We start from the raw sequence: 26,666 nt of genomic DNA, 5'->3' as shown, positions 1-26,666 counted from the left end.
CCCCGCCTCGATTGACCAGCCTGCGACATACCACCACACATCAGGCCGACTGCCATGCCTGATGGCAGAACTGGGATGGTACGGCGTCCGCGCGGCGGCCGGTCCAGGCCCCTCACCACAAGCCTGCGCCCTCAACCTCGGTCGAGGTCAACCCGGACGGGCGCCGGTGACAGCCGGTAGTTTTGGCCGGGTGATGAAAGTCGTAGTCGATGACCTCTCCGGTCCCCGGATCGCCGAGTTCCTGGACGAGCACGTCCGGGAGATGCGGGCCATCACGCCGCTGGAGAGCAAGCACGCCCTCGATCTCGACGGTCTCCGCAGGCCGGAGGTCACGTTCTGGTCGATCATGGACGGTGAGGCCGTGGTGGGCTGCGGCGCGCTCCAGCGGCTGGACGCGACCCACGCCGAGCTGAAGTCCATGCGCACGGCCACCGCTCGGAAGCGGAGCGGAATAGCGTCGCTCCTCCTGGAGCACATCCTGACGCAGGCGGCCCTGATGGGCCTCACCCGGCTGAGCCTGGAAACCGGGTCGGCGGAGTTCTTCGCGCCGGCCAGGAGGCTCTACCAGAAGTTCGGATTCGAGTACTGCGAGCCGTTCGGGGACTACAAGCCCGACCCTCACAGCGTCTTCATGACCAGGGAGCTGTAGGAGAACCGGCGCAGGGAGCCGATCATGATCGATACGGTTCGGAAATGAGTGAAGTGACCCCTCGCCATGTCCTGTGCGTTCTCGGCTCCGGTCTCCGCCTCGCGGAGATGGAACGGATCGCCGCCGGCTTCGGCGGATTCGTCCTCGACCACGAGTACTCCGAGGCCGCCCCCGACCCCCGCATGCCGGAGGCGTTCGAGGCCTGCCAGGCGGCGGCGTCGTTCGACGAGGCGGACTGGGATGCGGTGGAGTCCCACGACACCGTCGGCTACCTGCTGTCCGCGCCGATGACCCGGGACCTGGCGGCCGACACCTCGCGGAGACTGCTGGCGGCGACGGCCGCACTGCTGCGCGCCGGTGCCGCCGCGGTGAAGAACGAGAGCAGCGGCATCACGCACGGCCGGGACCGCTGGCTGAGCCTGAACGACCAGGCGTCCGACGCCAAGGACGAGGACCTCGCCGCCGCGCTCACGGCCGCCTGGGTGAAGCGTCCCATCTACGACGGCGAGGTCCTCTACAGCTGCGGCATGCACCTGCTCGGCGCGCCCGAGGTGGAGATCGAGGTCGCCGGGGAGCAACTGACCGAGGACGGCGTACCCGACCTGGTCCTGCACCTGGACGCGCTGGCGATCTACCTGCTGACGGACCCCCGCGCCCAGGAGATCGAGGACGGCGCCGGCTTCCGCGTGACCGAGGACGCCCCCCGCCACATCCTCCGCACCGGCCCCTGCACCCGCTACGACGAGGACGACCTGTTCTTCAACCCCTACGGCCACATCCGCTTGACTCAGCCCCAGTAAGGTCCGTTGGTACGGTGTACCGGTAGTCGGTCATGGTCAGGGGCGCTGTGGAAAGTCCGTTGGGCTTTGCGTGGAATCACGAAGACATTGATGATTCACTCGGTGCGCTGACGGCGCACTCGCGGGAGCGAGCCCTCTGGCGATACCGCCGGTCATTGCCCGAGTTCGTGTGGGACGCAGCCCAACTGGAGTGCAACCCCTTCACGTATCCGGAGGTGCAGACCCTCATGGAGGGGGTGACCGTCGGTGGCCGAAAGATCAACGATGAGCGTCAGGTCCTCGCTCTGGCCGATTCGTCACACGAGTTGCTGGATCTTGTCGCCGACGGTGAATTCGTCCTGGACAAGGCGACCTCGGACCGTCTGCATGGGATCATCGCGCGCGATGAGGCACTGGAATCCGGTGCCTTCAGGGGTGAGGGGACGATCATGCTCACGCCCGGCGTGAGCCTTGGGGAGCACGGCCGGTACATGCCCCCCGAGACCGAACCCGGTGGCGCGAACTTGCGGGCCCTCCACGCAGAGGGAGTGGCGTGGCTGAAAGAAGAGCTCGCTGATGTCGCCGCACAGGCCATGGCCTACTTTCTCTTCGCCGCGCTGCGGCAGTTCTACTTCGACGGGAACATACGGACCGGGCGAGCCATGATGAACGGCCATCTGATGATGCACGGAATCGATGCCATCAGTGTTCCGGCGGCTCGGCGGCAGGAGTTCAACACCGAGATGGTCCGCTTCTACCTCGAACGAGATGCGACTCGGATGCTCGCGTTCCTTCTGTCGTGCCATCCCGAGCATGCCGGCTATTGAGATGCCGTCCGGGGGGCGCCGCAAGGACCCGGACGGCCGGCTCGTCGACAGCCTCGGCCGGCACCGCTACCCGATCGCCGTCGACACCGAGCGGGAGTACGCCCCGGCGATGGAGCGCGCACGCCGGGAGCGGGTGACGATGCAGTGGGTGGTGCAGTCCCTCACCCGTGCGTACGGCGCCGGACTGGTGGGACTGGGGTCGCCACCCTCGGGTCCGCCGGGTCGTACGGGCAGGCCGTTCGCCCAGACCCGTCAGTTCTGGTTGCACCGGGGCACCGAGCACGATGCCGCACAAAGACGTGCTGCCGAGCAGGATGGGGTGGCCTTCAGTACCGCCGTCCGGCGCCTGCTTCGAGCCTACGGCGAAGGCGAGATCGACCTTGAGGTCGTCGCAACCGACAGAAGACTCCAGGGTTAGACACGCTCGCAGTGCCATGTCAGCACGTGGCCTGTGTGAGCCCCGGCAGCCGGGTTCACCGGGTGAGGCCGGCGGCGGCTTCCGTGCCAAGCCGCCGCACCCGGCCGACCCCGCCATGATCACGACTGCGGGCGGTCTCACCAAGCGGACATGACGCTGAGGCCGTCGGCGGGCAGGGACGGGAGTGCCTGTCCACGCGTCACCGAGCCGAGCGGCTTGCCCGTGCAGTTCTGGCCCGAATACATCAGCAGGACGACGGGGTAGCCCACGCCGCCCCCGAAGGTGTTGGCGACGGACCGCAGTGGGAACGGCGAGTCGAAGCATCCGCCTCCCGGCCGGAACGTCGTGACCTTGCCCATGAACCCGGCCTCCGACCATCCGCACAGCGAAGCGTCCGGGCAGTCCCAGGGTTCCTGTGGGGTCGACGCGGACGCCACCGACACCGGCAACACCGCCGTCACCGCCGCCACCGATGCGATCAGCGATGCGCGAGCCAAGGTTCGCCACATGGGTGCACTCCTCCGTAGGCGTCAAGGCCCACAGGCTGACTCAGAACGCGAACACGGTCCAGAAGGTTGTGAAAGTTTTCATGGTCTTGGAAACATCCGGGGGCGGTGTCGAATTCGGGCCGAGCCGTTCGTAGCAGGAGTGAGAGGCCGCCCACGAGGGCGGCTCAACCACAGGAGGTTCGGCCGGACGGACTCTGCTGCGACCGGTGGGACCGGCGCCGCGGTCACGTCGGACCGGACGACGGCGATACCCAGCGAGAACGGAGCCGCGACCATGAAACTGACGACCATCACGAACATCTCCGTCGACGGAGTGATGCAGGGACTCGGCGGGGCGGACGAGGACCTTCGGGGCGGGTTCGAGCGCGGCGGATGGGCCTTGCCGCTGTTCGACGACGAGGCCGAGACGTTCCTCGGCCGGGTCTACCAGCGCGCCGACGCCTTCCTGTTCGGCCGGAAGACCTACGAGATCTTCGCCGACTCCTGGGGAACCGGCTCCTGGGGGGCCGATCAGGGCGACAACCCGATCTCCGTGGCGTTGAACGCGCGGCCCAAGTACGTGGCATCGACGACGCTCACCGACCCGCAATGGGCGGACACGACCGTCCTGTCCGGTGACGTCGTGGCCGCCATCCGCGAACTGAAGGCCAAGCCGGGGGGCGAACTGCAGGTGCACGGCAGCGGCGACCTGGTCCGCCGGCTGTTCGACCACCGGCTCGTCGACGAGATCATCCTGCTCACCTATCCCGTGGTCGTCGGCCAGGGCACGCGGCTGTTCCCCGACGCCGGCCCGGACACGGCACTCGACCTGGTCGACTCGCGAGTCACCTCGAACGGCGTGACGGTCCAGGTGTACCGGCCCAGCGGGCGCCCGCGGTACGCACCCGCCACCACGACGTAGGTGCGGCAGTCAGCGGGAGCGGACCGGTATCGGCCACGGAACGAGCAGAGCGCCTCGGCGGAGATGAGCGCCTGGCCGAACTGTGGCTGAACGGCTCGGTGCCCTTGCCGCGCTTGACAGTGGACGAGTTCGTTGCCCGGCCCGAGCAGGTCGGAAGGGCTCGAAGCCGTTGGCGCGCTTTCACCTTTCTGGCGGGCATTGTTCTGAGAACTCGCGCGGATAGGCGGCTTGACGCCGCCCGTACCGGTGTGCCGAGCAGACCGTTGGCGAGCCGAGCGTCAGAGGGGGCTGGCAGGGTGTCGGTATGTCGGTTCACTCCTCCTTGCTCTCCAGTCAGCCTCCGTCCCCCCACCACATCATCGATTTCGACCTTGTCACCCTCGACGGTCGGCTGATCCTCGTCGGCAGCCCCGACAGAGACCGGCTTGCGTGCACCTGGGATCCCGCCAGCCATCGCTGGACACAGTACGAGCTCGACATTCCGGACGAGGAATTCCCGTATACGGAGCTCACTTCGATCGGTGCCGCGGTGGTGGACGGTCGGATCGTGATCGGTGGTGGAGGTGACCACCAAGGCTTCGCCATGTGGGACCTGGAAACGGGCAAGGTACGGCTGAGCGCACAAGAGGGCGGTACGTCCTCGGTGGTCAGGGCCGACTTCGGTGACCGCTCGAGGTTGCTCGTGGGATTCACCGGCACGTGGGGCGTGGAGTTGTGGGATCCGTCCGTTGCCGAGCCGGGGGACCGGCATGACGACGATGGCGACCTTGAAGACGAGGACGACGAGGACGATTCCGTGACAGAGCCGGAGCGGCCTTCGCCTTACGACTCTCTTGTGAACATTGAGGAACTGGAATGCAAGTCGCGCGCCAGTAGCGCTGCCGCGGCGGGACTGTTGGCGGGCCGGCCGGTCGTGGTGGCCGGTGGCCGGGACGGTGGCGTGCTCGTGTGGGATATCGAGGAAGAGCGGCACCTCGCCGAATTCGACGACCTAGACGAGACGTCCACCGAGTTCGCCCTGGCCTCGGTGGACGGTCGTATACAGGTCCTCGCAGCGGGAGGGCAAAGCCTCGTGCTGGGAGACCCCGAATCCAACGAGTGGGGCGAACCCCTCACCGTGCCCGGGGACGAAATCAGCTGCTTGACCGCCGGCACCGTTTACGGTCGTCCGTTCGCCGTCACCGGGGCGATGGACGGGACCATCTGCGTGTGGGACCTGGCCGAGCACCGGTTGCTGGGCCAGTCGCTCCGGGGGCACATCAGCGAGGTGCTCGGGCTGCGGGTGGCCTATCTCGACAGCCGCCCCATGATCATCAGTACTGCCCACTGCGACTCAGTCCACCTCTGGGAATTTCCGTTGTAGATGTCATTGTGAGAGTCACGCGGATCCGCGTGCGGTCATGGTCTGCGGGTCGGGCGTTCGTCCCCGCGGCAGGTGGTCCATGCCCGTCGGATCAGGCTGCGCACGGTGATGATCGTGTCGGCGAGATCGAAGAAGGCATCGATGACGTTGACCTGGCGCTCGGAGCAATGTGTCCCTATGGGATTCGTCAAGCGGCCTGGGGCGCCGGTGTGCGTGAGGGCTGGTAGGGCTGTTTGTCGCGGAGCATGGCTTACATCCCCGAGGCCTGACGACTTCGTCCGGGTGGGGGCCGCCGAGACGTCGGCCTGGGGCGCAGCTCGGCCTCGATCACCAAGTGGCCGCCGGGTCAGGAGGAGACGCCGCCCTGGGCGGAGGCCCCACGCTCAGGAGGCATGCCGATCGGGCTGGCGATGGCACCTCGGCTCGCTGCCGTCGGATCTGACAACCGCGTAGGTGCTGCCTGCGAAGAACTCCTCCCGCAACCCGGGCAGCGGGAGCTGTCCCTGCCGCATGAGCCGCGTGTACTCACCTGATGGGAGTTCACTTAGTTGCTTCTGCTCCTGCCGTCGCCTCGCCGGATACGTCTTCTCCCACTCGGCTCGTCGTTGTCTCTCTTTGATGGCGATCTGACGCAGGGTGCGGCGGTATTGGTCGCAGTCGGCATCCTCACCACTGAATGGCGCCGGTGTGCGTGAGGGTTGGTAAGGCTGTTTGTCGCGGAGCATGGCGAAGATGACGTCGGAGCGGCGGCGGGCCAGGCAGATGAGGGCGGCGTTGTGTTTCTTGCCCTCGGCTCTCTTTCCGGTTGTAGTACGCCCTGCTCAGCGGGTCGGAGAGCGAGGCGAACGCGGACAGGAACATGGCTCGTTTGAGGTTCTTGTTGCCGCCTTTGGGTGGGTGTTCGCCTTTGATGGAGGAGCCGGAGCGGCGGGTGACGGGGGCCAGGCCTGCGTAGGCGGCCAGGTGGCCGGGGGTGGGGGAGGCGGAGATGTCGCCGATCTCCAGCAGGATTCGTGCGCTGGTCCTGATCCCGAGGCCGGGCATCGAGATCAGGACCTTGGCGAGAGGGTGCGTATCGAGGATCTCCTCCACTTCGGTGGCGACCTGTTTGCGCTGGTCATGGACCGATCGCAGCGACCGGGCGAGGTGTGGCAGAACGGTCGCGGCCGCGGTGGTGCCGGGGACGACGACGGTCTGGGCGTCCAGCGCGGCCTTGACCGCCTCGACCAGGCGGCCGGCCATGCGCGGCGCGAGGGGCTTGGTGGTGGCCAGCAGTTGGTCGGCGGTGGCGGCGTCAACGCGATCCCTGAGGAAGTTGCTACCGCCAGCGACGATCTGTTCAATAATGTGATCTTGAATCCCGGTGATGCCGTTTCGGGCGGACACCGCCAGATCGCCAGATCGCCAGACGTGCAACGAGCCAGGACGGGTGAGGACGGAAGATGGTCTCGTATTTTGATCTTGTCAGGACGTTTGGCCAGGCCAACGTCACATCGGCGGATTACGATCAGCTTCGCCAGGTGGGAGTGGATCCGGACGCCGCGCGGGTGCTCGCTGATGTCGGCCTCCCCAAACAGGTTTCACCCATTTTCAACACTTGGGTGAAGGGCGAGCCGCAGACCTTCTCCGTCCATGACTACCTTGCCGGTGACCACGGCCAGACTCCTCGTGATCGGTGGTGCCGGCGATGATGAGCACGTGCGGTACTTCCTCGACTTTCGCAACTGGTTCGTCGGGATGTTCGCCCTCGCCGAGGGTGACCCGCGAATGGAGACCATCAACAGCTCGGTCCATGACTTCATCGAGTTCCTCTACCAGTGCGGCGTCTACCAGACAAAGAGCAGCAACGCGGACGGTGAGGAACGCCGGGCGCTGGCCGAGGAAGCCCGGTCACGCCTGACGGCACAGGATTCCCCGGCGCTCGAAGTGCCCGACAGTTGGTGGTCCATCACCCTGAACAAGATTCTGACCTGACCCGACCGTTCGCAACCCCCCGTCCAAGGGCTCGGCACACCAACCTCAGCTGAACAGACCTACAAGCCCACCCGCTGCGACAGCCATCGCGCTTCGCCTCACGGCAACACCGGCCCACCTCAAGCGCTGACCGGCCAACCAAAGCGCCCACAGCCACAGCAGCTCAGATATCCCTACGAAGGAACTACTCCCTGCGGTGAAAGGCGTTCTGCCAGGCGTGGGTGCGTTCGACAAGGCGGTCCGGGGTGGGGGGCGAGCAGGGGGAGTCGTGGCGGTTGGCGCCGGCCAGGACGCGGCCCAAGGGAATGCCGTATCCGTCCGTCATACCCGAGCGTTCAGGCCCTGTTTGCCGCGGTCGACCGGTGAGCGTCCGGCGACCTCGCCGCGGGGGCTTTCGTAAGAACAGCCGAAGCGCAGCAGTTGCAGCAGCTTGTCGAAGATGATCCGGTCGCCGATCCGCTGACGGTGACAGCCGAGCGGATGGTCCGGGTGGTACACCGGCCGCTCGGGCAGCGGGGCCGCGAACTGGTCCCAGAGCGGCTCAGTCAGCCATGATGGCAGCGCGGGCACGGGTCTCCTCGATGATCACAGAGTGTCGCAACTCCCTGATCACCAAGACCCGTGCTCGTTCTGCTGCCGAGGTCTCCCGCCACCTCGATCTGCGTGGCCTCTTAGATGCCTGAATGGGAGTTTTGGACGCTTTTGTTGTCTGTTTGGGTGACAGTAATCTAACCCTCACGAGGCTTATCGTGGTGGCTGCTTCGGGGGCGGTGCGATAGCATTCAAACATGTGTTCGACGGAGAGCTGGGTTGATCGGGCCTCCACCTCAGAATTGGTGGACGTCCTGTCGAAGGTCGCCGCCGAACTCGCCCGGCGTGCGGCACCCGAGTCCCCGGCCGCGTGCCTGGATCTCGCGGAGACCCTGTCGGCCGCCGGTGACATGACCGAGGCCGCCTTGGCCGGATTCATCTCCGTCGTGGACGCCGGCCGTGAGGCGCAGCGGTGGGGTTTCCCTTCCACCCAGTCATGGCTGCGCAACCGGCTCGGCATGCGCGATGCCCGCGCCAAGGAACGGCTTACCCTGGCCCGGCAGCGGCACCGCCTGACCGACGTCACCGGACGGTGGAGCACCGGCGCCCTGTCCTTCGGGTATGCCGCCACCATCGCGGTAGCGGTCGCCAGGCTGGATGACGACGATTGCCGGGCGGCGGAAGAGATCCTGCTCGGCATGGTCGACCAGGACTTCTCTGCCGGGAAGGTGGCCTCCTTCGGGAGCCGGATCCGCGATGTGATCACCGAACGCGACGGCACCGAGACTCCCGATGACGACTCCCGGCGCGGCTATGAGCGGTCCTGGGTCGACTCGACGCGTTCTCTGGACGGTGGTCGGTACATCAAGGGATGGCTGAACGCAGAGGACGCCGCAGTCTGGGAGGGGACGCTCGGGCCGCTGGCCAAGCCCGCCGGGACCGACGACCGCCGCGACCTGTCCGAGCGGACGGCGGCGGCGCTGACGGGCGTCTTGGCCGATGGGCACCGGGCCACCAAGGTCACCGTCATCTGCGACCTGGACACCCTCACCGGCGGGACCACGCCCGGTCACCTCACCGACGGCACCCCCGTTCCCGCCGCACATGCCCGCCGCATCGCTCTCAACGCCGGTGTTTCCCCGCTGCTGCTGGGACGCGGAAGCATCCCGCTCTACTTGGGAAGACGAGTCCGCTTCGCCACCGGCCCCCAGCGGCAGGTGCTGGAGACGCTCTATCCGACCTGTGCGGTCCATGGCTGCGAAGTTCCGGGCACCTCGTGCGAGGTTGACCACGTCCGGGGCTGGGTGCTGGGCTCGTCGACGGACATCGACCAACTGGCCCTGGCGTGTCGCTGGCACAACCAGTTCAAGCACACCCACCCCGATCGGTTGGACATCGAACAGGGGCGGGACGGACGCTACGTCTACCGCCTCCGTCCGTCCGGGACGGGAATGCCCGCAATGATCAGCCGACCGCCACCGTGGGCCCAGGCCGCGTGATCCTCGCATCGCGGCTCCCGAAGTCACCAGCCAAGATCCAAATGGCTGCCGACGCGGGGCTATCAGGCTTGCGGCTTCGCGTCAGACGGCCGATCGAGAATGGACCCGGAGCGGCTGCCGGCCCAGGGGAGGGAACCGTTCGGCGTCCGGCGCATGATCGGGGCACGCAGGCGCCGTGCGCGGCAGCCGCTCCGGGAGATCAGCGGTGTTTACCGACGTAGCCGGAGTCGGCGAGGGCCATGCTGATGAAAAGGATCAGCATCCACACCGAGAGGACGGCCACGAGCGAGGCACCGGTGATCGCCAGCACAAAGATCACAAGGTTTCCTCGATCTTACGCTGGCCGGCGAGGGCCTCGCCGAGCAACTCGTAACTGTCCTCGACGATGGTCGCGCAGAGGCCGTAATAGATTTCCCGCTGCGTAAGCGGACGGCCGAGGCGCGTGGCTATGAGACATTCCATCGTCGGCGGCCGGCGAATGTGCCAGCTCGGGTACTGGTCCTGCAGACGTTCGCGTTCTTGATCGTTCACGGGCGGGGTCCCTGCGAATGGTTCGGCTTTTCGAGGACGAGCCTGGCAGGGGAGGGTTACTGTGAGCTACGAACCGCTCACCCCCCGACGAGCATCCGAACAAGACAGGTGACACCCCCGAACAAGCGGGCCGACACCCGGGAGACACCCGATGGCACCCTCGCGTGACAACAGCCCCTCCGCCTATCAGGAGATGTTCGTCAACGAACTGCGGGCACGACGTGAGGCGTCTGGCCTCTCCCGGAACAAACTCGCGGCCGTGTTGGGCTGCACGCCGCAGTGAATCGCCAAGGTTGAGACCTTCGAGAAGCCTCCGTCCGAGGGCCTCTCCGACGACCTGGACACCTATTTCCAGACCGGCGGCATGTTTCGCCGCACGTGGGAGAAGCACCAGGAGGCGCGGAAGCGTGGGCTGATCCCTACTGGGTTCATGCCGTTGATCAATGCCGAGAAGGAGGCGGCACAGATCAGCGTCTACGAGCCTGTGCTAATCACTGGTCTGTTTCAGACCGAGGAGTACGCCCGATTGGTGTTCAGCCATGGGCTACAGAGGGACAAGCTCGATGAGCTCGTCGCGATCCGCATGGAGCGGCAGGCGGTGCTGACGGCTCCCAATGCGCCCATGGTGTTCCTGTTGATTCGAGAGTCTGCTCTCCGTGACGTCCCATCAGAGGTTCGTCTTGGACAGTGCAAGCGGCTGTTGGAGTTGGCTGAATTGCCAAACATCTCCATCCAAGTACTTCCGGCGTGTGCGTATGTCTTTCAGCCGACTGGATTCCAGATCCTCACCCTCGAAAGGTCAGCAGACGTCGCGTACATTGAGGGCACCGGCCGAAATGGTCAGATGCTCACTGACGTAACAGCGGTCCAGAACCTCACCGTCCTGTTCAATGTGGCAAGATCTGAGGCGTTGTCGGCAACGGAATCCGCTGCACTGATACGGACCATCATGGAGGGCACGTGAGCACCCCCGACCTGTCATCCAGAGACTGGCGCAAGAGCACGTACAGCGACTCCGAAGGGGACAACTGCGTTGAGGTTGCCGGAGTCGCGTCGGTCGTGGCTGTGAGAGATTCGAAGGACCCGGAGGGGCCGAAGCTGGCGTTCGGGCGGGCGGCATTCGGTGCGCTGGCGCGTGACATTCGCGCCGGACGGTACGACCGGTAGCCATAGCCGGCCGGCGTCCCGGCTCCGTGGATCGAAAACGGGTAGTTCTGAGGAGACCCCAGTACCAGGCCGACGTGTCGGCGTGCCTGGGCGGGCATCTGCTCGCTGTGCGCGCCAGGGCCGACACAGAGTGACCGGCCCCTACGAGTTCCGGGACGGTGTGGCCGCCGAGTGCTCCGGTCCCTCCGGTGACGACAACCTTCATGTCGGTCCATGCAACCCACTCCAAGCCCCGCTCGACAAGGGAGGCTGGGCTTCCGGAGTTCTCGCGGTGGGCTGGTTCGGGTGTCGTCGAAGGCCGTTGTCAGGTGAGGCGGTCCAGCAGGGCGCCGTCCGGGCCGAAGAGTTCGGTGCGCCAGCGGGTGAGGATGCCGGCGGCATCGAAGTCGTCGGGGTGGAAGCCGGGGCGCTGGTAGGCGCGGATGCGGGCGCGGACCTTCTCGCTCAGGAACGGCGAGTGGCGCAGGGCGCGCAGGCTGGCGGCGAGGCGCCGCGGGTTGTAGGTGGCCGGGTCCATGAGCATCGACACGATCGTGAAGAAGATCGTCACGCCCAACAGGCCGACGGTCGCCTCGATCATGGTGCGGCGGCGCAGGCGCTCCGAGCCGCCGGCGGCACGGTAGACGTCGAAGGCGACCGACTTGTGCTCCGACTCCTCCAAGGCGTGCCACAGCAGGACGTTGCGGACCTCGGTGTCGCCCAGGAGCGCCTGGGCGCGCGGGTCGGTGAGCAGGCACTCGGCGAGCGTCGCGGTGTAGTGCTCCAGGGCCGCGGTGTGGCCGAGTGCGGCACGCGGCGGCATGAGCCGCAGGCCGAGCCCGGTGCTGCGCTTGACGAAGGCGTCCACCCAATGGGTGGGGTAGCCCATCCTGCGCAGTTGCCCGTTGAGGGTGTCGTGCTCGCGGCCGTGCACCACCTCCTGGCCGATGAACGCCTTGACCTGCCGCTTCAGTTCCGGGTCGGTGATCTGTCCGGAGCAGGCGCGGACGGAGCGGATGAAGAAGTCCTCACCCCTCGGGAACGTCGCTGAGAGCACGGCCACGACGTGGCTCAAGATCAGATCGTCGTCGGCGTAGTGGCGGCGCATCGCCCCTTTCGGGTAGGTGAACCGCAGACGGCGCACCTTCATGGTCCTGGCGGGCACGGGCCGCGCGGGGGCGGGGCGTTCAGGAGCGGTCATGCAAACCTCGCCTCGGGTCGGTGGCCGTCCACTGCCGTTGCTGGATAGTCAGTCCAATAATCACCCGGGCGCTCACTTCGCCGCAACCCGGCGACGGCACCGCCGAACGAGCCGGAAGCCGCCCGGGAACAGGCCGAGACTTCGGCTTCCGCCGCTTGCTCACCGAGGCAACGTTTTTCAAGATCAAATTGTGCCGGATCCCAAACCCGGGGTGTTTTGACCCGGCTGTAGGAGCCTGGGAAAAGGGCCGGAATGGGGCCCCTTGTTCTCGGGTGCCACATTGGGTCCGGGGGCCCTCGTGCTGCCGCGGAAGCGCGGCCACGCTTCCCTCATGTTGCAGCGCACCAGGGGTTTTGGCCGCGTCGCCGACCGTGGGGCGAGCGCCGCGGAGTACGGCGCCGTGCTGTTGGTGGCGGCCGTGGTGGTCGGGGTTCTGGTCAGCTCACCCGTCATGGACACGGCGTCCAGCAGAATCGGGGACGCGCTCTGCAAGCTGTTCGGTGGAGAGTGCGAGTCCGGCACGCCTTCCGGCCCCCCGGCGCTGAGCGCATGCACCGTCCACCAGGGCATCGACCAGACGACCACGGGCCGGAAGGTCATCCTGTTCGGCGACCAGGATTCGCACAGCGCGCAGGTGGACAGCAACGCGGACGGGTCGATCGTGGTCACCACCAGCAACTCGTCGGGCTCGGGCATCGACCTCGAGGCCGGTCTGGGCGGCCGGGTCGGCGGCACCGGCTGGGGGGTCAGCGTCGGCGGGGGCGTGCTGTGGACGGGAGAGAACCAGCAGCAGGTCACCGTCCAGAACCAGGAGGAGCTGGAGGAGTACCAGGGACGGCTGCAACGCCGGGGCACCGATCTGATCGAGGAGCACGGCGGCATCTGGGAGATGCTGGACGACGAGGACGCCATGGCCGAGCTCGAGGAGATGCCGCTCCAGATCGCCGAGGAGATGGACCTCCCCGCGATGATCATCAATGCGGACGGCACCAACGCGTTCGTCGAGGTCGACGGGTCGGTGGGCAGCGACGTCGGCGACACCGGACTGAGCGGCTCGCTCCGGCATGAGGAGAGCCGGCTGCTCGGCACGTCGGAGTCGATCGAACCCGGCGGGGAGCGCGTCCACGGCGAGTACTACGCGGCCACCGACACCGACACCGCGCGGCTCGGCGTGGAGCTGACGCCCAGTCCCGTCCTGGGCGCGGGCCGGGAGATCTCCTACGAACGGGTCGGCGGCAACGTGATCCATGTCGAGTACGACGAGAACGGCGACCCGAAGAAGATCACCGCGGTCAACACCAGCGAATGGCGTTTCGGGGCGGGCGGATCGCTGCAGCTGGGGTTCGAGACGGACCGCGGAGGCGGCGGGGCGGGCGGTGGCGTGATGGTCGAGAACGGCGACGTCACCGTCAACACGACGACCATCGAGATTCCGCCGGATCAGCGCGGCGAGGTCGCGGACGAACTGAGGGGCATTTTCGACGACGACTTCGCCGGCCGCATCGAAGGGGCCCTCACCATCGAGGAACTCGCGGACGGCCCGAACGTCACGACCACGCAGCAGCTTTACAACGCGACGGGCCACACCGTGCAGGGCGGCGCCGAGTTGGACCTGGTGATCGAATGGTTCGACTTCAACTCCAGCCACAGCGAGCGGAACATGACCCTGGACGAGGCGCACTACGTCGACCCGGCCACCGGTGAGTGGCGGCGATGGTACTCGTGCGAGCGGGGCGGGGACTGAAACCCATGTCGCGACTGATCCCGGCCGTGGCCGCCGTCCTGCTGGTCGCCGTCGCGCCCGGCTGCGGCGGGGAGCGTGAGCTTCCTCCGGTCGATCCCGGCCTGTCCGTCTTCACCGGCAAGGGCTTCACCGTCGGGTATCCGAAGGGCTGGAAGCAGGACCCGGGCAAACGGATCTTCCGCGGCGCCGACTTCGAGGTCCTGCGGCCCGAGCCGCCGCAGCGCCCGCCGCAGGCCTCGTGGTCGGTCTTCACCGAGGAACGGAACCGTTTGATGGGCCGCATGGTGGACGCGTTCGTCGCGCAGAGCAGGACCGCACGCGACTTCCGCCTTCTGGAGCGCCGGAGGCTCACAATGCAGGACGCCGCCGCGCAGGTGGTCCGCAAGTCCTACACCGCCCCGAGCGGCATGGACGGCTGGACGACGCTTCAGCAGGTGGATCTGTTCGTCGACCTCGGCACCGGGACGGTGGCCGACGTCCGGATGATCGTCATCGCGCCCGGCGCCGATCAGGCCGCGCGGTTGATGGACGGCGTCGCCGGCTCGTTCAGGATCACCGCGTGAAGGGCGGCCCGGCCGCCGCGGTCGTCCTGCTTCTCGCGGTGCTGCTGATGAGCACGCCCACCGGCAGAACCGGCTTCGGTGCGCTCTCGGCCGCGTCCGGGGGACCGTCCGCCTGGACGGCCTCGCTCCTTGCGGCCGCCTGGCTGGCGGCTGCGGCGTTCGGTACCTGGTTCGGGACGGTCCGGACCAGCCGCGGCGAGGGCGCCGAACTCCCGGCGAGCATCTCGGCCGCACTGGCCGCGCTCGCGATCGTGATGGCGGGCCTGCTGATCTTCTTCGTGACGGCGGGCGACTGGCCGGCGGGCAGCGCCCTCCTCGCGATGGCCGCCATCGCGGTGGCGGCGCTCGCCGGGGCCGGCGCCGGCCGGGTGGCGGTGCCGCGGCCGTCCCTCACACCGGTCGTGCCGGCCGCCACCGCGGCGTTGCTGCTCGCTCTCGCCGCCCGGTTCGTGCTGGCCCGGACTCTCGCCCCGGACCTGCTGATCGGTCCCTCCGGCGAGGTGACCGCCGACGCGATCGACGCGCTCGGCGATCTGGAGCGCTGGTCGCTCGTGGCGGCCGGCTGCTCGGCGGGCGTGGCGGGCGTGCTCGGGGCGCGCCTGATGCCGCGCGGCCCCGGTTCGGCGGCCGGCCTGCTTCTGGTGGCGGTGTCCCCGCTGCTGCTGAGGGCCGCCGGCGCCGCCCTGGGGATGCTCTGGGCCGGCACGACGGTCTGGTCGGCCGTACCTGAGCGGGAGTGGATCTACCTCTGCGCCGGCGGTGCCGCCGGCACCCTGGTCGCCGCCCTCGTCCCCGGCCGCCCACGGGAGCCGGGACGCTCTTCCGGGTAGTGGTCATCAGGCCGGTGGGCGCCGGGGCGCGCGGCATGTTCCAGGGCGGCCGTCACGCGGCCACGCGCGATTTCCGCCACGCCGACCGGGCTACGGGGCGCAGTTGACCGATGATGGTGCGCGGGCACATTCGGGTCCGCCCGAAGCGATAGGCGGCGGCCGGAAGTCCGGGCCGCCATGAAGTATGCCTCCGTCCTTTACGGACCTGACCAATGTCTGATTCTGAGTCTCCATAAAGAAGTGAGTATTTATCCATGGTCGTGCATCGCATGCCGCGTTACAGTGCCGGTGTGGCCCCTCGCGGGAGGAAGGTCAAAGATCATGGCTTTCGGCGAAGTGTTCGACGCAATGGTGATCGTGCCGCCGCCCTCGCCGTCGGAAACGAATCCGCCGCTCGGCCCGATGATCTTGGCTCGGGCCGCGGCCGAGCGCGGATTGAGGGTCGAAGTGCGCGACCTCAACATCGAATATCTCCGGCAGTTTACAAAAAGTGCCGGCGGGCGACCCGGGGAAGTCCTCGGCGACCATGGAAAGAATCGTGCCCTGCTGGCGCTCGCGGCGGAGCGGTTCTTCGACAGCACGGGCCTGCGCGCCGAAGAGGCGGTGCACCTTCCCGACACGGCCGACGCCCGTGCGGGAATGCATTTCGGATTCGAGACGCTGTACCGGGCCGCCGAGCGGGCCGCGGCGCCGGGCTCCGGCTGGACGACATGGCTCGACGAACGGATCTTCCGGCGGGTTCGGCAGCCGCCACCGGTCGTCGGCATCTCCATCATGGGGCCGTCCCAGGTCTTCCTCGCGCTGGTCCTCGCCCGGCTGATCCGGCGGCACTGGCCGGGTTCGGTCACCGTTCTGGGCGGCAGCCACGTCACCCTGCTCGCGGAGGAGATGTCCCTGGACCAGCGGTATCTGGAGGAGTTCGTCGACCATGTGCTGCCCGGCCACGCGGAGGAGACCTTCGCCGGGCTCGTGGAGCGGGTCCGCGATGGGTGCCCGCCTGCACCGGGCGTCGCGGCCGCCCCGCCGGCCGGTGAGCCGTTCGGCTACCACCCGCTGGCGGCACCGGGGCAGCTCGCTCTGTACGGGCCGTCAGCGCTGACCATGCCGCTGCAGTTCACGCGCGGCTGCTCCTACGGCCGCTGCACCTACTGCACGTACCCGGTCGTGGAACCCGTCGCGACCCGCCTGGACGCGCCACGGGCCGCTGCCGCGATGGCGGCGCTGGCGGTCGAGCACGGCGTCACCCGGTTCTCGGTGAAGGACTCCCTGTTCACGATTCCGATGATGCTGGATCTCGCCGAGGCGCTGGAGGACGCTGGAGTCCGCGCTCGGTGGAGCGCCACGACCAAGGTCACCCGGAGCCTGGCGATCCACGCCCCGAGGCTGGCGGAGGCGGGACTGGCGACGCTGGAGTTCGGCGTGGAGACCGTCCATCCGGTGGGGCAGCGGCTGTTCGACAAGGTGACGGACCCGGGGGCCGTCGAGGACGTGGTGGCGGCCTGCGTGGACAGCGGCATCGCCATCGTCATCAACCTGATCTTCGGTCTTCCGGGTGAGACGGCCGAGCAGGCGGAGCGGCAGCTGGAGTGGTTCGTGGAGCTGTGCGGCAGGACGCCCGGGATGGTCGATGGTTCGCTGAACCTGCTGGAGATCGTCCGCGGGTCGCCGCTTGCCCTGCGTCCGCCGCCCGGCGTGGAGTTGCGGGGCGTCGCGCCCTGGGCCTACTGCTACGACTGGAACGCCCCCGCGTGGCGTCCGGGGTTCGTGCGCCGCATACGCGAGGTGGAGCTGCGGACGGGCGGTCTCAGACGGCCGTCAGCAGTCTCCTGAGATCCCTGATCCGATGGTCGGCCTCGCACTCACGGAACCGGAACCCCGGGTGGGTGAACAGGTACCGGCTGCCGCCGCCGACCTCCACGAGCCTCATATCGCTCGGCGAATCACCGATGATCACGATGTCGTCGTAGCTGTCGTAGTGGTCGCCGCGGCCGAGGTACTCGGCGAGGACGTGCGCCTTGGTGCGTTCGGCCTCCCGGCTGTGCTGGTCGACCGCGAACGCGGTGCCCTCCGGGAAGAACTCCTCCAGGCCCAGGACCTTCAGAAAGATCGCGAGGGTCGCGGGCCGGGTGTTGGAGATCACGATCTGGTCGTGCCGCCGCCCTATCGCTGCCAGCGTCTCGGCCGCATGAGGGGTCGGCTCGATGCCGTTGCACTGCATATTGGGGTTGCTCTCGGACAATTCGAAGCAGGCTTCCTGGAGTTCGATCGCCAGCGCGTACTCGTCCTCGCCGAGCAGCCAGGTGAAGTACTCGTACCACTTCTTGCCGTAGAGGGCGATGCTGTCGGCGTGGTCGAAGCGCTCGGTGTGGCCGAAGCGTCCGAGGACCTCATTGGAGATGTCGATGACGGCTCGATGATTGCCACGCTCAAGCGTCCCGTGCAGATCCCAGACGAACAACTTTCCCATGAGAACCACCTCGCTTTTGCGCGCGGCGGAGCATCAACGCCACCGGAGTATTTCTATCATCTCCGCCAAGCGAGCCCACAGCGTAGCATCGATCTGTTCGTTATGGAGGGCCTGGTGAAAACTTCGTAGACGTTCGAGTCCCTCTCGGGGGACAGAGAGATCGCGCACGACGAGGACGTCCAGGAAAGTGTAGAGATCGATGCCGATGCGGAGCGTGGACACCTTGTGGGTTGAGGTGGAACGCTCGAATACGTCCATTATTGTGCGGAGCGTGTTGGTGCAAGAGCAGTACGGCGGATTGTCCAGATATGGCGGGCCGTCATCGCGTTCGATGTCGCCGTAGTAATAGAGAACATAACCTCGGCATAGAGCGCGAAAGTCCGGGTCCGCGTCCAGGCGCTCCAGGAACCGCCGGTCGCTGCCGGGGACGCCGCGATGGCAGTGCGCCCAGAGCACCGCGGCCGACAGGAACGGGTCGTCCTCCCGGTCGAGCAGGTCGGCCAGCACCGGCTCACTGTTCGGGACCGCCCTGGAGAGCAGATAGACCAGGAGGTTGCAGATGGCCAGCACCTCCCGGGTGGTGCCCTCCGACCGCGCCACCCGGTACGCCTCCGCGAGCCTCTCCCGCAGGTCGCGCGGCGGAGTCGAGCTGAGCTGGGCGATCAGGTGGTGCCGGATCTCGCGGGTGAGGTCGCGGCGGAACAGCTCATGGATGCTCCCGGCGTCCGGCCCGGCAAGGAGGACGTCGCTGACGTGGGCCGCGACGAGATACTCGAAGAAGGAGTAGTGGAGGAACTCGCCCACCTCGCGATTCCGGACGCTCCGGACGTTGAGGATGAAGTCGAGAAGGCGGCGGGCGCGCCGGGGGTCGAGGGTCGCGGGCAGTGTGCGGACGAGGTCGGCGAGAACGACGGTGTCCCCGGCCATCGCCCCGGACGAGTGCGCCGCCCACGCCGCCGTCTGCCAGGTCACGAGCGCGTCCGATGGCCCTCCGGCGGAGGCGTTCACGGACGCTCCGGCGACGTGGGCGAGCTTTGTCAGGTACTCGCCGTAGAGCGACACGGGGTCGGCCACGTCCTGTGCTCCGGGCTCGCCGATGAAGGTCAGCATGCGGGCGTAGAGCGGTCGCTCCACGAGCCTCCGCAGATCCTCCCGTTCGGAGGTCGCGTGGTAGAGCCGGTCCGGCTCGTCCAGAAGCCCCGTGCCGTGAAGCCGTCCGAGGAACTCGGGGAACTCGACGTCCTGCCGCCAGGGGAGCAGGACGTACACGTCGTCGAACCCGGCGTCGGCCAGCAGCGGCGACCACGCGTGCTCGTACTCGCGGAGCCGGGAGGTGACCAGGGTCGGGCGGCGCCGGAGCATTTCCATGACGTCACGGGCCAGGTCGGAGTGGTCGTCCGCGACCTCGTCCAGGCCGTCCAAGAGAAAGACCGCCTCCGGCAGGTCCTGCAGGTCCGGCCACGCCGGGTCGGCGAGGAGAGCGCGGTGGTCCCTGGCGCGCGCGGGGAAGGGGAGGAGCCCCAGTGCCAGGCTCCGCTGCATCAGCTCGTACAGGGCCACGCTCTTGCCGGCGCCGGGTTCGCCGAGCAGCAGTGCGGACCGCCCTTCACGAAGTCCGCGCAGGACAGGCTCCAGTGTCAGCGCCTGCCCGCTCCACCGGCGCTCGTGGTAGCGGGCCACCCGCGTCTCGACGAGCAGCGAGGCCGAATGCAGCTGATGAAGGCTCATGTCGAGGGGGTAGGCGGTGCGCCGCCGCCCCAGGCTGCGCACGAGCTCGGCGGAGAGCGCGGCGACCCTGCCGTCGGGAGCCGCGTCCGCCGCGGCATCGGACGCGTCGGCCGGAACGTCCTCAGCGTGCCCGGGGACACTCCGCCCCAAAGCCAGGACGATCTTGGTCAGATCACGGACCAGCGGTTCCTTGCGGTAGTTCCGCTCCCACGACCAGTGCCGGTTCCGCCGCTTGGCCGCGGCCCGGTGCCGCTCGGTGACCGGGCGGCCCGACCACTCGCCGATGCCGAGGAGCATGCGTGCGACGACCCTGTCGTCGGCGCGCAGCCGGGTCTCGACGGTCTCTTCGAGGACGGCGATGAGCGCCTCGGCGCGGTGGTTGCGCGCCGCGCCGCCGCCGGTGCGGGCCCGCACCGCGGGGTGATCCAGAAGGGGTGACGCCTCCAGGTCCGCTCCATAGAGGCCGGGTGTGATCAGCGCCCGCAGAGCGGTCACCCAGCGCTCCACGGGGTCGGGGGTCAGCGCAGCACTCATCGAAGGTCTCGCAATCGCCTCCCCGCGATGCTAGGCACGGCCGCCGCCCGGAAATGAGGCCCTCGACGCATGTCGACGCATCTTCCCGGGTTTGGGCGTCAATGGTGCGGCACGCGACGCGGACAACCCGGAACCCTCGGGGTATCACCACGCCCCGAAGGAGTGGCATGTCGATGGACTGGCAGCTCGTCCACACGGTCATCAGTGACGCGATGCCGCTTGTCGCGGCGTTCCTGTCCGCCTGGCTCACCCGCGGCCGCCGGCCCCCGCGCCCGCCGGGAACCTCCGACCCCCTGGAGGACCCGGACGTTGCCGAGGGCCGCGACCCCTGACACCGCCCACGCGGACGGTGTTACGGCTGCTGGATGTTCCAGCCGTTGCCGTCCGGGTCCTTGAAGAAGACGAAGCGGCCCCACGGGAACTCGTGCACGTCGCTGACCTCGACTCCCCGTCCGGCCAGTTCGGCGCGGGCGGCGTCGGCGTCCTCGACGACCAGTTGCAGGCCCTGGACAGAGCCCGGGGTCATGTCGGCCCCGAGCCCGGTGCCGATGGAGATCGAGCACGCCGAACCCGGCGGTGTCAGCTGGACGAAGCGGATCTCCTCGTTCACCTGGTGGTCGTGGTCGGCGTTGAAGCCGACCTTCTCGGTGTAGAAGGCCATCGCGCGGTCCACGTCCGAGACGGGCACCGTCACCAGTTCGAGCTTGAAGTCCATGACGTGATCTCCCCTCGCTGATCTTGTCGTCATCTTGATCGAGCATCTCATTCCCGGCCGCACCACGTCGTCTTTGCGGCCGGGGCTCCGGGGGGCGGCGGGGCCGGATGTGGTCTTCGCCATTCCACAAACCGACCGGACGGTATGTAATGCCTTTGATCTTCCAGAGGAGCATCATGCGCATCCGAGCCCTCATCGCATCCGCCGCCACCGTCCTCGCCCTTGTCGTCCCGCTGGGTACCGCGGGGACGGCCCATGCCGACCGGACACCGGGCGACCAGCCGCTTCCCGGGTACACGATCGAGAATCCGCCGCTGCCGCCCGCGCAGGTGGACGGGAAGCCGTCACGGGTGCTGCAGGGCGTGCACAACCATTCGGCCTACATCATCGAGACTCCGCCGGGCTGGAACGGCAAGCTGGTGCTCTACGCGCACGGGTACGCCGGCCAGGGGTTCGTGCTGAGGGTCGGGCCGCCGCCGTTCGGGCTGCGGCAGCGGCTCCTCGACCAGGGGTACGCGTGGGCGGCGTCGTCCTACTACCGCAACGGGTACGACGTCCGGGCGGGTGTGCTGAGCACGCGGGACGTCGCCGAACTGTTCGCCGACAAGGTGGGACGGCCCGGGCAGCGCCTCATCGTCGGCGTTTCGATGGGCGGCCACGTCGTCGGGCGCTCCATCGAGCAGTGGCCCCGCTACTACGACGGCGCGCTGCCCATGTGCGGGGTCCTCGGCGACCATGAGCTGTTCGACTTCTTCCTCGACTACAACCTCGTCGCGCAGAATCTGGCCGGCGTCCGCGAATACCCGGTGACCGACGAGTACGCGACCGTGACCGTCCCGAAGATCATGGAGAATCTCGGGCTGACGGAGTTGACGCCGGGCGGCCCGGACACCACGAACGAGCGCGGGAAGCAGTTCCGCTCGATCGCCGTCAACCGGACGGGCGGGCCGCGTCCCGGCGACGCGCAGGCGTTCGCGTTCTGGAAGGCGTTCCCGTTCACGCTCGCGGCCCCGCCCGTTCCGGACGCCACCCTGGCCGAGAACCCGGATCAGCTCTCGACCAACCTGTTCACCCGGTACGAGCCGAACGAGCCGTTCGACGTCAACGCGAGCGTGCAGCGGGTCCGGCCCGAGAACCTGCCGGCGCGGTTGTCGAACCGGCTCTCCCAGATTCCGCGCATCAACGGGCGGCCGGGGGTTCCGGTGCTGAGCCTGCACGGCCTGGGGGACATGTTCGTCCCGTTCTCCATGGAGCAGATCTACGCCTCCGAGGTGGCGCGGCACCACCGGTCGCGGCTGCTCGTGCAGCGCGCCGTCCGCACGATCCAGCACTGCGAGTTCTCCGCCACCGAGGCGGGGACGGCCTGGGACGACCTGGTCCGCTGGGTCGACACCGGCAGCCGCCCGGCCGGTGACGTGACCACGAAGCCGCGGGTGGTGGCGGATCCCGACTACGGGTGCCGCTTCAGCGACCGGGCCGCCTACGACGCCGGCGCGGGCACGCGGAGGTTGTTCGGCGCCTGTCCCTGACCACCCGGTCAGGCGGATTCCGGGTGTCCGGAACGGGCGCGGGGTCTCCGGATGAGGAACGCGCCGGCGATCACGATCAGGCCGGACACGGCCAGCACCGCCTGGGCCGGTTGCATGCCCAGCGGAGTCTCGTCCCAGTGCCGCAGCAGGTCGGCCGCCGCGCCGGCCACCAGCGCGGCGAGGGCCAGGCCGAACCGCAGGGTCGCGTGGAACGCGGTGAGGGCGAGATTGCGCCGGTAGCCCTCCAGTCCTTCCTGAAGGTAGGTGATGCCGCCGACGAGGGCGGCGGTGGCGGCGGCGCCGAACACCACGGCGCCGGCGAACGCCCACGCCACCGAGGCGATCAGCCCCATCGTCGCGACCACGACGCCCTGGACGACGGTCGCCGTCCTGATCTGCTTCATCAGATCCCACGCCCCCTGGCGGACGAGCACCAGGCCGGTGACCGCGCCGACCCCGAACAGCGCCACCAGGGTTCCGAACCCGATCGGGCCCGCGTCCAGGATGTTCCTGACGAACACCACACCGAGGGAGAACAGCGCGCCCAGTCCGAGCGCCACGACCGCGATGCCCGGCAGGACCGCGCGCACCACCGGGAGCCGGAGCCCTTCGATGAACGTGCCCTCCTGCTTCATCGGGCCCCGGGGACGCCGCTCCCCGGGGGCGGGGCCGAGGTCGGCGATGGACCGGATCGCGAGGTAGCACGCCAGATAGGTCAGGGCGTCCAGCCAGAACACCGCGAGGTACCGCCAGTGGCCCTCCCAGCCGAGGGCGTCGGTCGTCCACAGCACCAGCCCGAACACCCCGGCGCCGACCGGGATCATCCCGTAGGAGGTGGCCATCGTGATGCCGTTCGCGACCTCCAGCGTGCCGGTGTCGTGCTCGTCGCCGTGCTTGCGCTCCCCGGGGTCCTCGATGAGGAAGGGGATGGAGGCGTCCCGGGCCGGCAGGAACACCAGGGCGGCCAGCTCGATGGCGAACGCCCAGAAGTACAGCCACCACAGCAGCGGGACGATGGGAAGCGCGAACGCCATGCCCATCATGGCCAGGTTGGCGTACATCATCACCTGGCGCCGCGGCCAGTGGGTGACGATCCGCGCCGCGAGCGGGGCGCCGACCGCCGAGGGCAGCAGGCGCAGCACCAGGACGCCGCCGACCGCCGTCGTGGAGTCGCTCAGCTCCAGCACGAAGTACATCAGGGCGAGCGTGCCCATCCAGTCACCCAGGGAGGAGACCGTCTGGCCGACCATGAGGCGCCAGAAGTCGGGGCGGTTCAGCCGCTCCTTGAGTCCCATGCGGGGCTCACCCTCCGTGCCGCGTCCTGAAGCCCCGTTCCGGGCCGGGCCGCCGGTGCGCTGGATCCCGCGGTTCCGGCGGGTTCGGCGGGGGCGCCGCGGAGGAGGTCGGCGAGCCGGGCGGCCGCGCGGTCCCAGCTCCATTCGTCGCACACCCACCGGCGGCCTGCCCCGCCCATGCGGCGGGCGCCGCGCGGGTCGTCCAGCAGCCCGTTCAGGGTGCGGGTGAGGGTGCGGGGGGACGCCGCGTCGATCACGGTCCCGGTCCGCCCGTCGAGGACGGACTCGGGGCTGCCGCCGGACCGGCCCACCACGACCGGCAGCCCGGCCGCCGACGCCTCCAGGACCGACAGCCCGAGGCCCTCGACCTGGAGCCCGCGGCGGTCGTCCCGGCACGGCAGGACGAAGGCGTCGGCGGCGGCGTAGTAGCGCGGCAGGTCGCCGCCGGAGACGGGCCCGGTCACCGTGACGGTGCCGGGGGCCAGCCGCGCGGCCTGGCCGGTGAGCCACCGCCGCATCGGCCCCTCCCCGACGATGACCAGCCGGGCGTCCGGATGCCGCCGGACGACGTCGGGCCAGGCCTCCAGCAGCCGGTCGTGGCCTTTGCGGCGGACGAGGCGGGAGACGCTGACGATCACGGGCCCGTCCCCGAGCCCGTGCCGGCGGCGCACCGCCGCGCCGTCCAGCCCGGGACGGAACCGGACCGGGTCGACGGCGCCGGCGAGCCGGACCAGCCGCGTCCGGTCGCCGAGGACGCCGGACATCTCGTCGCGGCTCACGGCGGTGAGGAAGGTGAGCGCGTCGAACGCGCGGGCGGCGGCGCGGAGCGCGCGGCGGGTGGGCGCGGCGCGGAACCAGCCGAGTTCCTGGCCGTGTGTGGAGCCGATCAGCCGTGTCACCCCGGCCGCCTTCACCAGCGGCGCGTACATGGCGAACGGCGCGGCGGCGGGGATCCAGCCCACGTCCGTCCCGTGCTCGGCGACGAGCCGGCGCAGCCCGCGGAACAGCAGGTAGCCGTGCCGCCGTACGACGGGGAAGTCCAGCCGGGCGTCGAACTCCGCGGCCCCGGGCCAGGCGGGCGCGACCACGAGCAGCCGGTCGGCGGGGAGCCTGCGCACCAGTTCCCAGGTGAAGGTCTGCACCCCGCCCGGCTCCGGTGGGAAGTGCCCCGTGAGCACCAGAGTCCGGGGAATGTCCATGGGGACCCGTTTCCCCGGCATCCGCGGGCCATTCACCGGACGTCCGGCCACACGCGCCCGTGGCCGGACCGTCGTCAACGGCGCGTCAAAGGAACGGTCACAGATCGGTCGTGATGATCTTTTCGATGTTCCGCTCGGCGAGGGCGGTGATGGTGACGAACGGGTTCACGCTGGTGTTGCCGGGGATGAGCGAGCCGTCGATGGCGTACAGGCCGGAGTAGCCGTGCAGGCGGCCGTAGTTGTCGGTGGCCTTGTTGAGGACCGCTCCACCGAGCGGGTGGTAGGTGAGGTGGTCGCCCCAGATCTTGTAGGTGCCGAACAGGTCGGTCCGGTAGATCGTCCACTCCTTCTGGTTGATCTTGTCGAAGATCGTCTTTGCCATGTCGATGCCCTGCTGCTTCCACGCGGTCTGCCAGTTCAGGTCGACTCTGCCCGTCCCGGCGTTCCAGGAGAAGGCGGCCCGGTGCGGGTTCTTGGTGATCGACAGGTAGAACGACGCGTAGGTCTCGATGCCGGTGGGAAGCGGCGCGACCTCGGCGAACGCCCCGCCGGCGTCCCAGTTGTCGATGCCGACCGTGGGGATGGACGACTGCAGGCTGCCGGTCGCGTCCCACATGTGGTTGGCGCGGCCGCACATGACGTTGCCGTTGTCGCCCCAGCCCTTGCCGACCTCGCTGTTCAGGTTGGGCAGCGCGCCCGTGGCCTTCAGCTTGACCAGAAGTTTGCTGGTGCCGACGCTGCCGGCCGCGAAGAACACCCTGTCGGCGGTCACGGTCTTGGTGCCCGTGACGTCGCCGCTGCTGTTGAGCTGCTCCATGACGACCGTGTAGCCGCCGCCGGACGCCGGGGACACCGAGGTCACCCTGTGCAGCGGTGAGATGGCGACCCTGCCGGTGGCCTTGGCCCGGGCGAGGTAGGTCTGCTGCAGGGACTTCTTGCCGTGGTTGTTGCCGTAGAGGATCTCGGCGTCCAGCGCCGATCTGGGAACGTTCCCGGCCGCCTCCTGCTCCATGTAGTCGAAGTCGTAGACGTTGTTCACGTAGACGAAGTCGAAGCCCGAGCGCTCGGCGTGCTTACGTCCGACCCGGGCGTACTGGTAGCAGTCGGTGCTGTCGAACCAGGCCCGGTCGATCTGGTTGACGCCGAGCCCGGCGTTGGCGCGCGGGTAGTAGACGCCGTACATCTCGTTGGCGTCCACGGACGGGAGGACGTAGCCGAACCGGCTGCGCTCCGGGGTGACGGCCATCCCGCCGTTGACCAGCGAACCGCCGCCGACGCCGCGGCCCTGGTAGACGGTGATGCCGCTGAAGTCCTCGGCGTCCAGGATCCCGGTGTAGCGGGGGACGTCCTTGTCGAGCGGGAAGCCCAGGAAGTTGCTGAGGGGCTGCTTGGTCCTGGTCCGGAGCCAGTACGACCGGTAGTCCGGCGTCCTGGTGTTGGCGAAGATCTTTCCGTCCGAGCCGGGGGTGTCCCAGGCCATCCCCATCTCGATCATGTGGACCTGGACGCCCGCCTGGGCGAGCCGCAGGGCGGCGACGGAGCCGCCGTACCCGGTGCCGACGATCAGTGCCGGGACGTGCGCCCCGTTGCCGATCGGACCGGCGGCGGCGGTGGCCGCGGCACGGGCATGGCCGGTGCGGCCCAGCATGCCCAGGCCGACGATAGAACCGGTTCCAGCGAGGAGCGTGCGACGTGAGATGGCAGTGGATGGACCGGCTGGCATGGTGGAGTCAG

The 26,666-nt window shown here is 68.6% G+C and carries 24 protein-coding genes and 4 pseudogenes; 16 read left to right on the top strand and 12 right to left on the bottom strand.

Features of this window, described 5'->3' with window-relative positions; all coding sequences use genetic code 11:
• Positions 1-193 precede the first annotated feature (193 nt).
• The 4 genes from ACGFK0_RS30180 to ACGFK0_RS30165 all read left to right on the top strand — a co-directional run bounded on the left by ACGFK0_RS30180 (position 194) and on the right by ACGFK0_RS30165 (position 2,673).
• The gene (locus tag ACGFK0_RS30180; RefSeq protein WP_392911064.1) at positions 194-649 is read left to right on the top strand and encodes a GNAT family N-acetyltransferase; all 456 of its coding nucleotides are present in this window, start codon (positions 194-196) and stop codon (positions 647-649) included.
• A gap of 44 nt (positions 650-693) precedes the next feature.
• Positions 694-1,449, top strand: coding sequence for a hypothetical protein (locus ACGFK0_RS30175; RefSeq protein WP_392910910.1), 756 nt, complete (start codon positions 694-696; stop codon positions 1,447-1,449).
• 155 nt (positions 1,450-1,604) lie between these two features.
• Positions 1,605-2,255, top strand: a complete 651-nt coding sequence (locus tag ACGFK0_RS30170; RefSeq protein ID WP_392910908.1) for a hypothetical protein — start codon at positions 1,605-1,607, stop codon at positions 2,253-2,255.
• Complete coding sequence (locus tag ACGFK0_RS30165; RefSeq protein WP_392910906.1) at positions 2,242-2,673, top strand: hypothetical protein; 432 nt, start codon at positions 2,242-2,244, stop codon at positions 2,671-2,673. The genes ACGFK0_RS30170 and ACGFK0_RS30165 overlap by 14 nt, the downstream gene beginning before the upstream one ends.
• Positions 2,674-2,810: 137 nt before the next feature.
• Here the strand turns inward: ACGFK0_RS30165 and ACGFK0_RS30160 are convergent, their stop codons facing one another.
• Positions 2,811-3,182, bottom strand: a complete 372-nt coding sequence (locus ACGFK0_RS30160) for a hypothetical protein (protein WP_392910904.1) — start codon at positions 3,180-3,182, stop codon at positions 2,811-2,813.
• A gap of 274 nt (positions 3,183-3,456) precedes the next feature.
• Between ACGFK0_RS30160 and ACGFK0_RS30155 the strand changes: the two genes are divergently transcribed.
• Together ACGFK0_RS30155 and ACGFK0_RS30150 are read left to right on the top strand one after the other, a co-directional pair.
• Positions 3,457-4,083, top strand: coding sequence for a dihydrofolate reductase family protein (locus ACGFK0_RS30155; RefSeq protein WP_392910902.1), 627 nt, complete (start codon positions 3,457-3,459; stop codon positions 4,081-4,083).
• A gap of 304 nt (positions 4,084-4,387) precedes the next feature.
• On the top strand, positions 4,388-5,446 hold the full coding sequence (locus ACGFK0_RS30150) for a WD40 repeat domain-containing protein (RefSeq protein WP_392910900.1): 1,059 nt from the start codon (positions 4,388-4,390) through the stop codon (positions 5,444-5,446).
• Positions 5,447-5,481: 35 nt separating this feature from the next.
• Here ACGFK0_RS30150 and ACGFK0_RS30145 read toward each other — a convergent pair.
• Together ACGFK0_RS30145 and ACGFK0_RS30140 are read right to left on the bottom strand one after the other, a co-directional pair.
• Positions 5,482-5,613 (bottom strand): annotated as a pseudogene (locus tag ACGFK0_RS30145) (IS5/IS1182 family transposase); the annotation flags it as partial.
• 519 nt (positions 5,614-6,132) lie between these two features.
• Positions 6,133-6,724, bottom strand: a pseudogene (locus ACGFK0_RS30140) (transposase); the annotation flags it as partial.
• 164 nt (positions 6,725-6,888) lie between these two features.
• Between ACGFK0_RS30140 and ACGFK0_RS30135 the strand changes: the two are divergent.
• Positions 6,889-7,420 (top strand): annotated as a pseudogene (locus ACGFK0_RS30135) (SUKH-4 family immunity protein).
• 232 nt (positions 7,421-7,652) lie between these two features.
• Here ACGFK0_RS30135 and ACGFK0_RS30130 read toward each other — a convergent pair.
• Positions 7,653-7,990 (bottom strand): annotated as a pseudogene (locus ACGFK0_RS30130) (IS5/IS1182 family transposase); the annotation flags it as partial.
• A gap of 218 nt (positions 7,991-8,208) precedes the next feature.
• On the opposite strand from ACGFK0_RS30130, the gene ACGFK0_RS30125 reads away from it, so the two are divergent.
• A complete protein-coding gene (locus ACGFK0_RS30125) occupies positions 8,209-9,450 on the top strand; it encodes a DUF222 domain-containing protein (protein ID WP_392910897.1) in 1,242 nt (413 codons plus the stop codon).
• A 315-nt stretch (positions 9,451-9,765) separates the two neighbouring features.
• Here the strand turns inward: ACGFK0_RS30125 and ACGFK0_RS30120 are convergent, their stop codons facing one another.
• Positions 9,766-9,981, bottom strand: coding sequence for a hypothetical protein (locus ACGFK0_RS30120; RefSeq protein ID WP_392910895.1), 216 nt, complete (start codon positions 9,979-9,981; stop codon positions 9,766-9,768).
• A gap of 430 nt (positions 9,982-10,411) precedes the next feature.
• Here ACGFK0_RS30120 and ACGFK0_RS30115 point away from each other — a divergent pair, with 430 nt between their 5' ends.
• Complete coding sequence (locus tag ACGFK0_RS30115; RefSeq protein WP_392910892.1) at positions 10,412-10,945, top strand: DUF5753 domain-containing protein; 534 nt, start codon at positions 10,412-10,414, stop codon at positions 10,943-10,945.
• Entirely contained in the window at positions 10,942-11,148 is a 207-nt protein-coding gene (locus tag ACGFK0_RS30110; protein ID WP_392910890.1) for a DUF397 domain-containing protein, read from the top strand. The genes ACGFK0_RS30115 and ACGFK0_RS30110 overlap by 4 nt, the downstream gene beginning before the upstream one ends.
• 304 nt (positions 11,149-11,452) lie before the next feature.
• Here the strand turns inward: ACGFK0_RS30110 and ACGFK0_RS30105 are convergent, their stop codons facing one another.
• Complete coding sequence (locus ACGFK0_RS30105; RefSeq protein ID WP_392910888.1) at positions 11,453-12,328, bottom strand: metal-dependent hydrolase; 876 nt, start codon at positions 12,326-12,328, stop codon at positions 11,453-11,455.
• A gap of 331 nt (positions 12,329-12,659) precedes the next feature.
• On the opposite strand from ACGFK0_RS30105, the gene ACGFK0_RS30100 reads away from it, so the two are divergent.
• From ACGFK0_RS30100 to ACGFK0_RS30085, 4 genes are all read left to right on the top strand, one after another.
• Entirely contained in the window at positions 12,660-14,072 is a 1,413-nt protein-coding gene (locus ACGFK0_RS30100; RefSeq protein ID WP_392910886.1) for a hypothetical protein, read from the top strand.
• A 5-nt stretch (positions 14,073-14,077) separates the two neighbouring features.
• On the top strand, positions 14,078-14,635 hold the full coding sequence (locus tag ACGFK0_RS30095; RefSeq protein WP_392910884.1) for a hypothetical protein: 558 nt from the start codon (positions 14,078-14,080) through the stop codon (positions 14,633-14,635).
• Positions 14,632-15,465 carry a hypothetical protein gene (locus ACGFK0_RS30090; protein ID WP_392910882.1) on the top strand — a complete coding sequence of 278 codons (834 nt, stop codon included), beginning with the start codon at positions 14,632-14,634 and terminating at the stop codon, positions 15,463-15,465. The genes ACGFK0_RS30095 and ACGFK0_RS30090 overlap by 4 nt, the downstream gene beginning before the upstream one ends.
• A gap of 321 nt (positions 15,466-15,786) precedes the next feature.
• The gene (locus tag ACGFK0_RS30085; protein WP_392910880.1) at positions 15,787-17,295 is read left to right on the top strand and encodes a B12-binding domain-containing radical SAM protein; all 1,509 of its coding nucleotides are present in this window, start codon (positions 15,787-15,789) and stop codon (positions 17,293-17,295) included.
• Here ACGFK0_RS30085 and ACGFK0_RS30080 read toward each other — a convergent pair.
• Both ACGFK0_RS30080 and ACGFK0_RS30075 read right to left on the bottom strand, forming a co-directional pair.
• A complete protein-coding gene (locus ACGFK0_RS30080; protein WP_392910877.1) occupies positions 17,270-17,932 on the bottom strand; it encodes an HAD family hydrolase in 663 nt (220 codons plus the stop codon). The two genes, ACGFK0_RS30085 and ACGFK0_RS30080, sit on opposite strands and share 26 nt — an antisense overlap.
• A gap of 33 nt (positions 17,933-17,965) precedes the next feature.
• Entirely contained in the window at positions 17,966-20,194 is a 2,229-nt protein-coding gene (locus tag ACGFK0_RS30075) for a hypothetical protein (protein WP_392910875.1), read from the bottom strand.
• 167 nt (positions 20,195-20,361) lie between these two features.
• On the opposite strand from ACGFK0_RS30075, the gene ACGFK0_RS30070 reads away from it, so the two are divergent.
• Positions 20,362-20,526 carry a hypothetical protein gene (locus ACGFK0_RS30070; RefSeq protein ID WP_392910873.1) on the top strand — a complete coding sequence of 55 codons (165 nt, stop codon included), beginning with the start codon at positions 20,362-20,364 and terminating at the stop codon, positions 20,524-20,526.
• 20 nt (positions 20,527-20,546) lie between these two features.
• Here the strand turns inward: ACGFK0_RS30070 and ACGFK0_RS30065 are convergent, their stop codons facing one another.
• Positions 20,547-20,909, bottom strand: coding sequence for a glyoxalase superfamily protein (locus tag ACGFK0_RS30065; RefSeq protein ID WP_392910871.1), 363 nt, complete (start codon positions 20,907-20,909; stop codon positions 20,547-20,549).
• Positions 20,910-21,085: 176 nt separating this feature from the next.
• On the opposite strand from ACGFK0_RS30065, the gene ACGFK0_RS30060 reads away from it, so the two are divergent.
• Positions 21,086-22,438: a hypothetical protein gene (locus ACGFK0_RS30060; protein WP_392910869.1), complete on the top strand. Its 1,353-nt coding sequence runs from the start codon at positions 21,086-21,088 to the stop codon at positions 22,436-22,438.
• Positions 22,439-22,446: 8 nt separating this feature from the next.
• Here the strand turns inward: ACGFK0_RS30060 and ACGFK0_RS30055 are convergent, their stop codons facing one another.
• The 3 genes from ACGFK0_RS30055 to ACGFK0_RS30045 all read right to left on the bottom strand — a co-directional run bounded on the left by ACGFK0_RS30055 (position 22,447) and on the right by ACGFK0_RS30045 (position 26,580).
• On the bottom strand, positions 22,447-23,733 hold the full coding sequence (locus ACGFK0_RS30055) for an MFS transporter (protein ID WP_392910866.1): 1,287 nt from the start codon (positions 23,731-23,733) through the stop codon (positions 22,447-22,449).
• The gene (locus ACGFK0_RS30050; RefSeq protein ID WP_392910863.1) at positions 23,712-24,932 is read right to left on the bottom strand and encodes a glycosyltransferase family 4 protein; all 1,221 of its coding nucleotides are present in this window, start codon (positions 24,930-24,932) and stop codon (positions 23,712-23,714) included. Before ACGFK0_RS30050 ends, ACGFK0_RS30055 begins: the two co-directional genes overlap by 22 nt.
• Before the next feature lie 97 nt (positions 24,933-25,029).
• Positions 25,030-26,580: a GMC oxidoreductase gene (locus ACGFK0_RS30045; protein ID WP_392910861.1), complete on the bottom strand. Its 1,551-nt coding sequence runs from the start codon at positions 26,578-26,580 to the stop codon at positions 25,030-25,032.
• Positions 26,581-26,666: the final 86 nt, after the last annotated feature.

Source organism: Spirillospora sp. NPDC048823 (genome assembly GCF_043198445.1).
Classification (GTDB): domain Bacteria; phylum Actinomycetota; class Actinomycetes; order Streptosporangiales; family Streptosporangiaceae; genus Spirillospora.
The sequence above is the reverse complement of the archived record's forward strand: the minus strand, read 5'-3'. Positions and strand labels throughout refer to the sequence as shown.